Raw genomic sequence first — 12,657 nt, forward strand, 5'->3', positions numbered from 1 at the left:
AAAAAATGAAACGAGAGGAATGACATGACAGAATTAGACAAACGCCATCGTAGTAGTGTCTACGATAGCATGGTAAAATCTCCCAACCGTGCCATGCTTCGCGCGACGGGAATGACCGATGAAAGCTTTGAGAAACCGATTGTCGGAGTGATTTCGACATGGGCGGAAAATACCCCTTGTAACATCCACCTTCACGATTTTGGAAAATTGGCCAAAGAAGGTGTGAAAGATGCAGGAGCCTGGCCAGTCCAATTCGGAACAATTACGGTTGCGGATGGGATCGCTATGGGGACACCTGGGATGCGCTTCTCCTTGACTTCTCGCGATATCATTGCGGATTCTATCGAAGCAGCTATGGGTGGTCACAACGTGGATGCTTTTGTAGCCATCGGGGGCTGTGATAAGAACATGCCTGGTTCGATGATCGCCATTGCCAATATGGATATCCCAGCGATCTTTGCCTACGGAGGAACCATTGCACCGGGTAATCTGAACGGCAAGGATATCGACTTGGTTTCTGTTTTCGAAGGAATTGGGAAGTGGAATCACGGCGATATGACCGCTGAAGAAGTGAAGCAATTAGAGTGTAATGCCTGCCCTGGCCCTGGTGGCTGTGGGGGTATGTATACGGCCAATACCATGGCGACAGCGATCGAGGTCCTTGGGATGAGCTTACCAGGTTCATCTTCTCACCCTGCTGAATCAGCGGATAAGAAGGCCGATATCGAAGAAGCAGGTCGTGCTGTTGTCAAAATGCTTGAAATGGGACTGAAGCCATCTGATATCTTGACCCGTGAAGCCTTTGAAGATGCGATTACAGTGACCATGGCGCTTGGTGGTTCTACCAATGCCACTCTTCACTTGCTCGCTATTGCTCATGCGGCCAATGTGGATTTGACGCTTGAAGACTTCAACGATTTCCAAGAGCGCGTGCCTCATTTGGCGGACTTGAAACCTTCAGGAAAATATGTCTTCCAAGACCTTTACAATGTCGGTGGTGTGCCAGCCGTCATGAAATACCTTCTTAAGAATGGTTTCCTTCACGGGGATCGCATCACCTGTACTGGTAAGACTGTTGCAGAAAACTTGGAGGCCTTCGCTGATTTGACACCAGGTCAAAAAGTTATCATGCCACTTGAAAATCCAAAACGTGCGGATGGTCCATTGATCATCTTGAAAGGGAACTTGGCTCCAGAAGGGGCGGTTGCCAAAGTATCAGGTGTGAAAGTTCGTAACATCACTGGTCCTGCTAAGGTCTTTGACTCAGAAGAAGCTGCCATTGAAGCCGTTCTTTCGGATGAAATCGTGGATGGCGACGTTGTTGTTGTTCGTTTCGTAGGTCCTAAGGGTGGTCCTGGTATGCCGGAAATGCTGTCCTTGTCATCTATGATCGTTGGGAAAGGCCAAGGAGACAAGGTAGCCCTCTTGACAGACGGGCGCTTCTCAGGTGGGACTTATGGTCTCGTTGTTGGTCACATTGCGCCTGAAGCTCAGGTCGGTGGTCCGATTGCCTACCTCCACACAGGAGATCTGGTAACGGTTGATCAAGATACCAAAGAAATCACCATGCACGTCTCAGACGAAGAGTTGGCGAAACGAAAGGCGGAAACAACCTTGCCACCACTGTATAGCCGTGGGGTTCTCGGTAAATACGCCCATATCGTTTCTTCCGCATCACGTGGTGCTGTGACCGACTTCTGGAATATGGAACAGTCTGGTAAACAGTAATTACAAGGACGACTTTGTCCAAAGAGAGAGTGGGACAGAAATCGGTAATTCGTTAAAATTCGATTTCGTCGTCCCACCTCCGCACAGTTGAGTAGGGCTGTAAAAGCTGATGAAATCAGTGTAGTAGAGCCTACTCAACCACTGCGTCTTGCTCGACAATCCAAAAATAATTGAGAGGCTAGGACTTTTGTCCCAGCCTCTTTTTTGGCTCAAAGTCGCTATTTTTAACCCTATCGCTGAAGCGTATGAATATTACTTTTTGGGGGATTTGAGTGTATCATCTGTCATTTTTCTTGTAAATCCGTCTATAATTTGCTATAATTGTGACTAATCGAATCAATCCTTTAATACTGTCCAGAGAGGCAGGCAAGGAGCTATGGAAATGAAAGGCCTGGGAAGACCAGCCTATATTTTGTGTATCTCCTTGTTGTGGGGGATTTTTTTGTATAGTTGAAAAGTGGTTTGATCAAAAAAGAAATCGTCGATGATGGAAGTAGGGAGTGCATCCTTACGATTTGGTCATCGAAGGTAGACGTTTTTGTTCAGCCATAGCTTGCTGCATCTTAATTTTAGGAGGTTTTTACGATCGTGAATGACGTTAAATATGATGTGAATGATATGCCAAAACCTGGTTTATTGGTTGGTTTATCTTTCCAGCATTTGTTTGCCATGTTTGGGGCGACAGTGCTGGTGCCGATTTTGGTTGGGATTGATCCTGCCATTGCTTTGTTCTCATCTGGTTTGGGGACCTTGGCTCACTTGACCGTGACCAAGTATAAGATTCCTGCCTACATGGGGTCCAGTTTTGCTTATATTGCTGCTATGCAGATGTTGATGAAAACAGATGGGATCGCGGCAGTTGCGCAAGGTGCCATGGCGGGTGGTTTGGTCTACTTGTTTGTGGCTCTGATTGTTAAGTATGCGGGGAAAGACTGGATTAATAAGGTCCTTCCACCAATCGTGGTTGGTCCCATTATCATGGTAATTGGTTTGAGTCTTGCGAAGAATGCAGTCACTGATGCGACAACCTTAAATAAAAGCTATAGCGGTTATGCTCTATTGATTTCGATGGTGACCCTCTTTGCGGTTATCCTCTTTAACATGTATGGCAAGAAGATCGTCGGTGTCGTCCCAATTTTACTTGGATTAATTGTGGGCTATATTTTCTCATTGGCTCTTGGTTTGCTGACGGGACATAGTTTTGTCAATTTCTCAGAGGTAAGTGCGGCGCATTGGATTCAAGTTCCAAACTTTGACATTCCATTTGTGGATTATAGCTTTAAACTCTATCCAAGTGCGATTTTGACCATGGCTCCGATTGCCTTTGTGACCATGACGGAACATTTTGGTCATCTCATGGTTTTAAATAGTTTGACGGAGCGTGATTACTTCAAGGATCCAGGGCTTGACCATACGCTTACTGGTGATGGCTTGGCACAGATTATTGCCGGATTCTTTGGAGCTCCTCCGGTAACTTCTTATGGGGAAAACATTGGGGTTATGGCCCTTAGTAAGGTCTACTCAGTTTACGTTATTTCAGGCGCAGCAGTGATTGCGGTTGTCATGAGCTTTATTGGGAAGCTATCAGCACTCTTGCACTCTATTCCAACTCCTGTATTGGGAGGGTTGTCTATTGCCCTCTTTGGGGTTATCGCTGCTAGCGGTTTGAAAATTTTAGTTGAACATAAGATTGATTTTGATAATAAAAAGAATCTCTTGATTGCTAGTGTTATCTTGGTATCAGGGATCGGTGGTTTGATGATTGACCTTGGGGGACTTCAAATCACTGGTGTCGCAACATCAACCATTCTTGGGATCGTGTTGTATCAAATCCTTCCAGAACCAAAAGCTGACGAGGCTTAGTTTGTTCTGGTGTTGAAAAAGTTTTAATGGATTCAATCATCATAAAAAACGAGGAACAGACTCTGATGGTAGAGCGGGTGTTCCTCGTTTTTTATTGTGGATCGGATTTCCGAAGAAGACATTCCTTCATTAGTTGACTGCATTTTTAAAAAGGCAATGATTATTATCGTGGCGGAAGGCCAAGGGCGATGCGCCCGTATCGGCTGATTCGTGTAATTTTCCAAGCGGGTGACCAAGTCACTTCAACCTTGACATCTTCGATCCCCTCAATTTCTTTTAGGCGAGCGACGATTTCGATCGGAAGGCTCTCAGCACAGCTACAAGCCGTATCGGTGAAGGTCATGACCACCTTGCAAGTACCGGCTTCATCTAGATGGATCTCGTAGATCAGTCCTAGGTTATAGACGTCTAACTCAACATCGGTATCAAATACAAGCTCCAATTTTTCGATTAACGACTTCTCTAGTGCAAGGGCGCGGTCATTGATTTTGATATCCTCTCTCATCGCAAGATCCTTTCAGTGTAGTATGGCTTCCATTTTCTCATAATTCGGCTGATAAGGCAAGAAGAGAACGATGATTTAAACGTGTGGGACAAAGGAAATGCGGTCCAGCCTCCATTTCTCTTCGAATTTGTGGTAAAATAGAGGCAAAAGTAAGACAAAGGATGAAGGCTATGAAATTACAAAAACCAAAAGGGACCCAGGATATCCTTCCTGGCGATTCAGCGAAATGGCAATATGTAGAAGGCTTTGCACGCAAGGTCTTTGCGCGATACAATTATGATGAAATCCGCACACCGATCTTCGAACATTATGAAGTCATCAGCCGTTCAGTAGGGGATACGACGGATATCGTTACCAAGGAAATGTATGACTTCTATGACAAGGGAGACCGTCATATCACACTTCGTCCAGAAGGAACAGCTCCTGTTGTCCGCTCGTATGTAGAAAATAAACTCTTTGCGCCTGAGGTACAAAAACCAAGTAAGTTCTATTACATAGGCCCAATGTTCCGCTACGAACGTCCTCAAGCAGGTCGTTTGCGTCAATTCCACCAAATTGGGGTAGAATGCTTTGGATCGAGCAATCCTGCAACGGATGTCGAAACCATTGCCATGGCAGCGCAATTCCTGAAAGAACTAGGGATTGACAATGTAACCTTGCACTTGAACACCTTGGGAAGCCCTGCCAGTCGTCAGGCTTATCGTCAAGCCTTGATTGATTACCTCTTGCCAATGAAGGATCAATTGTCTAAGGACAGCCAACGTCGCTTAGAAGAAAATCCGCTTCGTGTCTTGGATTCAAAAGAAAAAGAAGACAAGGCCGCGGTTGAACAGGCTCCTTCCATCCTAGACTATCTAGATGAAGAAAGCCAAGCGCATTTTGATGCGGTTCGTCGGATGTTAGAAGATTTAGGTGTAGCCTATGTCATCGATACCAATATGGTGCGTGGCTTGGATTACTACAACCACACGATTTTTGAGTTCATTACAGAAATTGAAGGCAATGAATTGACAGTCTGTGCGGGTGGTCGCTATGATGGTTTGGTGGAATACTTCGGTGGCCCTGCGACAGCTGGTTTTGGATTTGGTATCGGTGTGGAACGGATCCTTCTCGTTCTTGAAAAGAAAGGCATTGAATTACCGATCGAAACAGGCCTAGATGCCTATATCGCTGTCCTAGGAGATGAGGTCAATGAAGCAGCGCTTAGCTTGGTTCAAGCCCTTCGAATCCAAGGTTTCAAGGCAGAACGTGACTATCTTGGACGTAAGCTCAAGGCACAATTTAAGTCAGCAGATGTCTTTGCGGCCAAAACCTTGATTACCTTAGGAAGCAGTGAGGTTGAAAGCGGTCAAGTCACTGTGAAAAACAACCAAACTCGTCAAGAAGTAACGGTAGCTCTTGAAAGCTTGAAGAAAGACTTCCCATCTGTTTTAGCAGAGTTGGGATTGGCTTGATCGAACGGGAAAGACAAGGGTAAACAAGATTTATCTGGGAGTAGGGGCAAAATGGTTGCTCCTGCTCTCTTTTATCTTGATTCTGTTTGCCGACCTTTGCCAAGATTTGGCGAAAAGCCGTTAAATTTTCTGACATTTATGATATAATGAGAAGACTACTAGTAAAGGAATGAAACAGTCATGACATTAGTTTACCAATCAACACGAGACGAAAAAAATACTGTAACAGCTAGTCAAGCCATCCTTCAAGGTTTGGCAACAGATGGCGGCTTGTTTACTCCGGTCTCTTATCCTCAAGTGGAGCTAGATTTTAACACCCTCAAAGACGCTTCTTACCAAGAAGTGGCCAAGCTTGTCTTGTCAGCCTTCTTGGATGACTTCACAGCAGAAGAGTTGGACTACTGTATTTCTCATGCCTATGACAGCAAGTTTGATACTCCAGCCATTGCTCCGCTTGTCAAACTTGATGGTCAATACAACGTGGAACTTTTCCACGGTTCAACCATAGCCTTTAAAGATATGGCTTTGTCGATCTTGCCTTACTTTATGACGACAGCAGCTAAAAAGCACGGTTTGGAAAATAAAATTGTCATCTTGACGGCGACTTCTGGAGATACTGGGAAAGCTGCCATGGCAGGATTTGCGGATGTTCCAGGTACTGAAATTATCGTCTTTTATCCAAAAGACGGTGTCAGCAAGGTACAAGAGTTGCAAATGACCACTCAGACTGGGGACAATACTCATGTGATCGCTATCGATGGAAACTTTGACGATGCCCAAACGAATGTCAAACATATGTTCAACGATGTTGAACTACGTGAAAAATTGGCAGCCAACAAGTTACAATTTTCATCAGCTAACTCTATGAATATCGGCCGTTTGGTACCTCAAATTGTTTATTACGTATATGCCTACGCGCAATTGGTGAAGACAGGTCAAATCACAGCTGGAGAAAAAGTCAACTTCACTGTTCCAACAGGGAACTTTGGAAATATCTTGGCAGCTTTCTATGCCAAACAAATCGGTCTTCCAGTTGGAAAATTGATCTGTGCGTCAAATGAAAACAATGTCTTGACAGACTTCTTCAAAACACATGTCTATGATAAGAAACGTGAGTTCAAGGTGACCACCAGTCCATCGATGGATATCTTGGTCTCTTCAAACTTGGAACGCTTGATCTTCCACTTGGTAGGCAATGATGCTACAAAGACCAAAGAGTTGATGGAAAGCCTCGTTGCAACAGGTCAATACCAATTGTCCAACTTTGATGAAGAAATCTTAGATTTGTTTGCGGCTGCATACGCAGATGAAGCAGAAACTGCTGCAGAGATCAAGCGGGTCTATGAAGTGTCTGATTACATCGAAGACCCTCATACAGCTGTAGCATCAGCCGTTTATCAAAAATACCTTAGCCAAACAGGGGATGCTGCTAAAACAGTCATTGCCTCTACAGCCAGTCCTTATAAATTCCCAGTTGTGGCAGTAGAAGCGGTGACGGGCGAGACAGGTCTAGGCGATTTCGAAGCCTTGGCCAGATTGCACACCCTCTCAGGTGTTCCTGTGCCACCGGCTGTAGACGGTCTTGAAACTGCGCCGGTTCGCCATCGTACAAGCGTAGCTGCTAAAGACATGCAAGCAGCCGTAGAAGACTACTTGGGACTGTAATTCTCCCTATTAGAAAGATCAAAAGAGCCGTTTGGCTCTTTTATATACTCATGAATTCATACAAAAAAATCTTAAACATTGCCCTTCCTGCCATGGGTGAAAATTTCTTACAAATGCTGATGGGCATGGTGGACTCTTATTTAGTGGCTCACCTGGGCTTGGTTGCCATTTCAGGTGTTTCTGTCGCAGGAAACATCATCACCATCTATCAGGCCATCTTTTTGGCACTGGGTGCGGCAGTTGCCAGTGTCATGTCCAAAAGTTTGGGTGAAAAAAATCAAGACAACATTGCCTACCATGCGACAGAGTCCCTAAAGGTGACCTTGTTGTTGAGTGCTCTCTTAGGAGGGGCTTCGCTGATATTTGGACGCCAGATGATTTCGCTGTTGGGAACGGAAGCTGCAGTCGCCGAAAGTGGGGGGATTTACCTTTCCTTGGTCGGCGGGACCATTGTTCTCTTAGGCTTGATGACGACCCTGGGCTCGCTGGTTCGGGTAGCCAACAATCCACGTATTCCCATGTATGTCAGCTTGTTGACCAATGTTTTAAATGCTCTATTCTCCTCTGTGGCTATTTTCCTTTTTGGTTGGGGCATTGTCGGAGCAGCTTTGGGGACTGTGCTAGCCCGTCTGGTTGGCGTTATCCTCTTGTGGCAAAAGGTCCAGTTGCCCTTTGCCCCCCTACGTTGGGGATTGGATCGTAAGCTCTTGAATTTAGCGCTTCCAGCTGCTGGAGAGCGGCTGATGATGCGAGCTGGAGATGTGGTGATCATTGCGATCGTGGTTGCTTTTGGGACTGAGGCAGTCGCCGGAAATGCCATCGGAGAAACCTTGACCCAGTTTAACTACATGCCGGTGTTTGGAGTGGCCACAGCGACAGTCATGTTAGTGGCACGAAGCCTCGGTGAAGGGGATTTTGAGCAGATTGACCGCCTTCGAAAGCAGTCTTACTGGCTGTCCTTTGTATTGATGTTGCCCATTGCTCTGGGTATCTTTTTCGGGGGCACCCTTCTGACCCATCTCTACACACAAGATGCGAAAGCGGTAGAAGCTAGCCTTTCGGTTGTCCTCTTTTCTTTGTTAGGAACACCCTTTACAGCAGGAACAGTCATCTATACTGCTGTTTGGCAAGGCTTGGGAAATGGGAAACTTCCATTTTATGCAACGACCATTGGCATGTGGGTCATTCGAATTGGAGCCGGTTATCTGCTTGGAGTAACCCTTGGCTTTGGCCTTCCAGGGGTCTGGACGGGGACGCTGCTGGACAATGGTTTCCGTTGGCTGTTTTTGAGTCAACTTTATAGACGAAAAGTAGGAGAGAGAACATGACAAAACGAGCTTTTATTTGGGATTTGGATGGGACCTTGCTGGATTCCTATGATGCTATTTTAGCAGGTCTTGAGGAGACCTATGCAACTTATCAGCTTCCGTTTGACCGAGCCAGCATTAAAGACTACATCTTGAAGCATTCGGTTCAAGATCTTTTAGTAGCCGTGGCGGAGGAGTATCATCTGGATGTGACCGACTTGAATCATCGCCGAGCAGAAAGTCTAGCGGAGAAAAATGCCCAGGTCCTTCTGATGGATGGGGCGCGTGATGTCCTATCCTGGGGACAAGAAGCTGGAATTGAGCAGTTTGTCTATACCCATAAGGGAGAGAATGCCTTTGTCATCCTACGGGATTTGGGTTTGGAATCTTTTTTTACAGAGATTTTGACCAGTCAAAGTGGTTTTTCCCGCAAGCCTGACCCAGAAGCTGCCATGTATCTGATGGAGAAGTACGGGTTGCATCCAGAAAAGACCTACTATATTGGGGATCGGAGCCTGGATATTGACTTTGCAAGAAATAGCCAGATTCAGAGTATCAATTTCTTGACGTCTGACTATCAAGGCAATCATCAGATGAACACCTTACTAGATATCCCAGCTATTTTAAACGCTGAAAAGAATCTGTAAAGAATTTGTTTTCATTTTGAAATAAAGTCGTAAGCTTTCTTTAAGAAATGTCCGCTATAATAGAACCATAAACAAAGACCTCCTAACTTTGTTTAGAAAAATCCTAAAACTTTTCTTTTTCATAATAATCTCCCTAAGAGTCGCCAAATCAGGCGGCTTTTTTTGTGCGAAAAAACAGTGCAAGCTCTTTTCCTTGCCAGGATAGAAGAAAAAGTTTATAATTGACTAGTCAATTATTGATTTATCAAAAATAGATCGGAGAAGAGCTATGGCAGAAATGAATGATTTGCTCTACCAACTACGTTTGGCAGATCAATCAACTACGCAACTTTTTGAAAAGCGCCTAGGGATTAGCTTAACACGTTATCAAATTTTGCAGGATTTATTAGAACAAGCGCCTTGCAATCAGATCGCGGTTCAGGAACGCTTGCAGATTGATCCAGCGGCCTTAACCCGGCATTTCAAAATATTGGAAAAGGAAGGGTTTGTCCATCGGAGTCGAAATCCAAAGAATCAGCGGGAAATCTTAATTCATTTGACGGATACGGCCTATAATCGTTTGGTCAAACATCCCCCTCGCCATCATGTGGCGGTGAAAGAACAGATGAGTCGGATTTTGACTGCTCAAGAACAAGAGCAATTTTCTTACCTGCTGGACAAATTAGTATCTGGCATTGAACAAATAACAGTTGAATAAAAAGGAGAATCTACGATGTCATTACTGACGATTATTTTAGCAAGTCTTGCTGCACTGGAGCATTTGTATATTTTTTATTTGGAGAGCATCAGAACCACATCTGATACCACAAGTCGGGTTTTCAACATGGATAAAGAAGAACTCGCTCGCCCATCTGTGACCTCTTTATTTAAGAATCAAGGGATATACAATGCCTTGATTGGTGCCTTCCTCTTGTATGGATTGTTTGTCTCTAAAAATAGTGAAGTTGTTACGATTTTTGTGCTTTTTATTATTGGAGCTGCAGCCTACGGTGCGATGACAGCCAATAAAAAGATTATCTTGACCCAAGGTGGTCCTGCAATTTTAGCTTTATTGAGTATCCTATTGTTGGGATAAAAAGAACGGGCCGCTAGGGCTCTTTGAGCTGATTTTATTAAATAAGTGTAGAAAAAAGTATAAAAAAAGACTAAAAATTTTATTGACTTTCTAAGAAAAAGGGTTATAATGGTAGCAACAGAAAAGTAATGAGTCAGCTATTTTCAGGGAGCTTGTGGGAATTGTGAACAAGCAATAGCGACTGATGAAAATTGGACTGTTGTTATCAATGAATTCTAACCCATGTGAATTCGGTTGGCACCCCTTACCGTGCAACTCCTTGATAGAGGAGATAGAGATGTAGGGAAAGACCAGCTATTTTTCCCTATAAAAGAGGTGGCACCGCGGACACTACGCCCTCACACAGTTTTTGTGTGAGGGCTTTTCTATGTGCCTTAGCAAGCGTGCACATTGATCCCAAAGCGGAAATAGAGCGTGGGATAACCGTGATCGCCTTAGCAAGCGACGTTACGATTCATTAGAAAAAGAGTTCTAAAAGAGAGGTTTCTGATATGAAAAAAGTTTTATCTGCTGATGTGTTGAGTCCAATTTTGGCTTATATGCGTTTGGATGCGCCCCATAAAATGATCTTGGAGTCGATCCCTCGTGAAAAAGAGAATGCGCGTTTTTCAATTGTAGCCTATCGGCCGGTCAGTGAAGTCAAGTTTGAACATGGCGTCCTCTATTACAATGATCAAATTGTTGAAGAGGATCCTTTGGACTTTTTGAATCGCATCACGGTCAAAACGAAAACTTCAGAAGAACTCCCTTTTAACGGTGGGGCGATTGGATTTGTCGGCTATGACTTGATTGGCCTCTATGAGCATATTGGCTCTATTCCTGAAGATACGATCGGCACTCCAGATCTCCACTTTTTCTTATATGAAAGCTATGTGATTTTTGACCACAAAAAGGAAAAGGTCTATGTGGTGGAAGAGAACCTTTATAGTGGGCGAAGTGAAGCAGAACAAGCGTCGAGTCTGGAGCAAGTGTTAGAGCAGTTGGCAAGGCCCGCAAAGGAAGAGTTTCAGGACAAGGATCTGCATGCTCTTCATTTCCACAATCATTTGGAGCAAAAAGAGTTTGAGGAAATGGTGGCCCTAGCGCGGGACTATATTCGAAAAGGAGATATGTTCCAATGCGTACTCAGTCAACGTTTTTCAGCTGATTTTTCAGGAAAACCACTAGATTATTACCGCAATTTGCGCGTGACCAATCCTTCGAATTATCTCTACTTTTATGATTTTGGGGAGTACCAAATTATCGGTGCTAGTCCAGAAAGTCTGGTATCGGTCAAGGATCGAGTGGTGACGACTAACCCTATTGCCGGCACGCGTCCAAGAGGGATCGATGAAGAGGCTGATCGGCAGTTGGCAGCTGATTTGACAGGAGATCCTAAAGAAGTCGCAGAACACCGGATGTTGGTGGATTTAGGGCGAAATGATATTGGTCGTATCGCTCAAAATGGGTCGGTTGAGGTGACCAAATATATGGAAGTGGAATTCTTCCGTTATGTCATGCACCTGACGAGTGTTGTCAAGGGACAATTACTTCCAGGGCTAGCCTCCATTGAGGCTCTGAAGGCAACCCTTCCAGCTGGGACCGTTTCGGGTGCTCCCAAGATTCGAGCCATGAAGCGAATCTATGAGGCAGAAAAAGAAAAACGAGGCGTCTATGCGGGGGCTATTGGCTATCTCTCTGTGACGGGGGATCTCGATTTTGCTATTGCGATTCGAACCATGATCCTCAAAAATAAGAAGGCTTATGTGCAGGCAGGAGCAGGAATCGTTTATGATTCGATCGCTGAAAATGAATACCAAGAAACCGTCAATAAGGCAAAATCAATGACAAGGATTGGAGAAGAAGGATGATTTTATTAGTCGATAATTACGATTCATTTACCTACAATTTAGCACAGTATATCGGAAAATTTGATGAGGTCCAGGTGCTTCGAAATGATGATCCGGATTTGTACCAGGTTGCCCAAGAAGCAGATGCCTTGGTCTTTTCTCCAGGTCCAGGTTGGCCAAAGGATGCGGGCAAGATGGAGGAGATGATCCGAGATTTCGCAGGGGTCAAACCAATCTTGGGGATTTGCCTGGGACATCAAGCGATTGCGGAAGTTTTTGGAGGGCGCTTGGGATTGGCACCACAGGTCATGCATGGCAAACAAAGCCAGATACAGCTAGAAGCTCCCTCTCCTCTATACGCGGGTGTCGCAAAAGAAGTCCCAGTCATGCGTTACCATTCGCTGACGATTGAAGACATGCCAGAGGATTTTGTCATTACCTCTCGGACGACGGATGATCAAGCCATTATGGGAATTCAACACCGTAGCTTACCGATTTATGGTTTTCAATACCATCCAGAAAGTATTGGGACGCCAGATGGGCTCAAGACCATCGAAAATTTTGTCAAACTAGTCAAGGAGCGG

Annotated in this window: 10 protein-coding genes and 1 pseudogene; 10 read left to right on the forward strand and 1 reads right to left on the reverse strand. The window is 44.8% G+C overall.

The features are described from left to right. The first annotated feature begins 24 nt into the window (after positions 1–24). Together ilvD and TZ97_RS09345 are read left to right on the forward strand one after the other, a co-directional pair. Complete coding sequence (gene ilvD, locus TZ97_RS09340) at positions 25–1,728, forward strand: dihydroxy-acid dehydratase (protein WP_045760146.1); 1,704 nt, start codon at positions 25–27, stop codon at positions 1,726–1,728. Between the two features lie 588 nt (positions 1,729–2,316). Continuing rightward, on the forward strand, positions 2,317–3,591 hold the full coding sequence (locus tag TZ97_RS09345; RefSeq protein ID WP_045760147.1) for a uracil-xanthine permease family protein: 1,275 nt from the start codon (positions 2,317–2,319) through the stop codon (positions 3,589–3,591). 163 nt (positions 3,592–3,754) lie between these two features. Here TZ97_RS09345 and TZ97_RS09350 read toward each other — a convergent pair whose 3' ends face one another. Next, entirely contained in the window at positions 3,755–4,096 is a 342-nt protein-coding gene (locus tag TZ97_RS09350) for a metal-sulfur cluster assembly factor (RefSeq protein WP_013904437.1), read from the reverse strand. A gap of 170 nt (positions 4,097–4,266) precedes the next feature. Between TZ97_RS09350 and hisS the strand changes: the two genes are divergently transcribed. The 8 genes and pseudogenes from hisS to TZ97_RS10995 all read left to right on the forward strand — a co-directional run. Continuing rightward, positions 4,267–5,550 carry a histidine--tRNA ligase gene (gene hisS / locus TZ97_RS09355; RefSeq protein WP_045760234.1) on the forward strand — a complete coding sequence of 428 codons (1,284 nt, stop codon included), beginning with the start codon at positions 4,267–4,269 and terminating at the stop codon, positions 5,548–5,550. Between the two features lie 180 nt (positions 5,551–5,730). Further along, positions 5,731–7,215, forward strand: coding sequence for a threonine synthase (thrC, locus tag TZ97_RS09360; RefSeq protein ID WP_045760148.1), 1,485 nt, complete (start codon positions 5,731–5,733; stop codon positions 7,213–7,215). Between the two features lie 50 nt (positions 7,216–7,265). Beyond that, entirely contained in the window at positions 7,266–8,543 is a 1,278-nt protein-coding gene (locus tag TZ97_RS09365) for an MATE family efflux transporter (protein WP_045760149.1), read from the forward strand. Beyond that, positions 8,540–9,169 carry an HAD-IA family hydrolase gene (locus tag TZ97_RS09370; protein ID WP_045760150.1) on the forward strand — a complete coding sequence of 210 codons (630 nt, stop codon included), beginning with the start codon at positions 8,540–8,542 and terminating at the stop codon, positions 9,167–9,169. The genes TZ97_RS09365 and TZ97_RS09370 overlap by 4 nt, the downstream gene beginning before the upstream one ends. 268 nt (positions 9,170–9,437) lie before the next feature. Then, a complete protein-coding gene (locus tag TZ97_RS09375; protein WP_045760151.1) occupies positions 9,438–9,866 on the forward strand; it encodes a MarR family winged helix-turn-helix transcriptional regulator in 429 nt (142 codons plus the stop codon). 15 nt (positions 9,867–9,881) lie between these two features. Beyond that, positions 9,882–10,244: a DUF1304 domain-containing protein gene (locus tag TZ97_RS09380; protein WP_021154237.1), complete on the forward strand. Its 363-nt coding sequence runs from the start codon at positions 9,882–9,884 to the stop codon at positions 10,242–10,244. A gap of 491 nt (positions 10,245–10,735) precedes the next feature. Further along, a complete protein-coding gene (gene trpE / locus TZ97_RS09385) occupies positions 10,736–12,094 on the forward strand; it encodes an anthranilate synthase component I (protein ID WP_045760152.1) in 1,359 nt (452 codons plus the stop codon). Beyond that, positions 12,091–12,651, forward strand: a pseudogene (locus TZ97_RS10995) (aminodeoxychorismate/anthranilate synthase component II); the annotation flags it as partial. The gene trpE and the pseudogene TZ97_RS10995, both read left to right, overlap by 4 nt. Between the last annotated feature and the right edge of the window lie 6 nt (positions 12,652–12,657).

Origin of the sequence: Streptococcus parasanguinis (assembly GCF_000963275.1) — a bacterium.
GTDB lineage: Bacteria > Bacillota > Bacilli > Lactobacillales > Streptococcaceae > Streptococcus > Streptococcus parasanguinis_B.

Excerpts from the sequence above, each read along its gene's own strand:
- ilvD (WP_045760146.1), top strand. The coding sequence starts at position 25 with ATGACAGAATTAGACAAACGCCATCGTAGTAGTGTCTACGATAGCATG.
- TZ97_RS09350 (WP_013904437.1), bottom strand. The coding sequence starts at position 4,096 with ATGAGAGAGGATATCAAAATCAATGACCGCGCCCTTGCACTAGAGAAG.
- hisS (WP_045760234.1), top strand. The coding sequence starts at position 4,267 with ATGAAATTACAAAAACCAAAAGGGACCCAGGATATCCTTCCTGGCGAT.
- thrC (WP_045760148.1), top strand. The coding sequence starts at position 5,731 with ATGACATTAGTTTACCAATCAACACGAGACGAAAAAAATACTGTAACA.
- TZ97_RS09365 (WP_045760149.1), top strand. The coding sequence starts at position 7,266 with ATGAATTCATACAAAAAAATCTTAAACATTGCCCTTCCTGCCATGGGT.
- TZ97_RS09370 (WP_045760150.1), top strand. The coding sequence starts at position 8,540 with ATGACAAAACGAGCTTTTATTTGGGATTTGGATGGGACCTTGCTGGAT.
- TZ97_RS09375 (WP_045760151.1), top strand. The coding sequence starts at position 9,438 with ATGGCAGAAATGAATGATTTGCTCTACCAACTACGTTTGGCAGATCAA.
- TZ97_RS09380 (WP_021154237.1), top strand. The coding sequence starts at position 9,882 with ATGTCATTACTGACGATTATTTTAGCAAGTCTTGCTGCACTGGAGCAT.
- trpE (WP_045760152.1), top strand. The coding sequence starts at position 10,736 with ATGAAAAAAGTTTTATCTGCTGATGTGTTGAGTCCAATTTTGGCTTAT.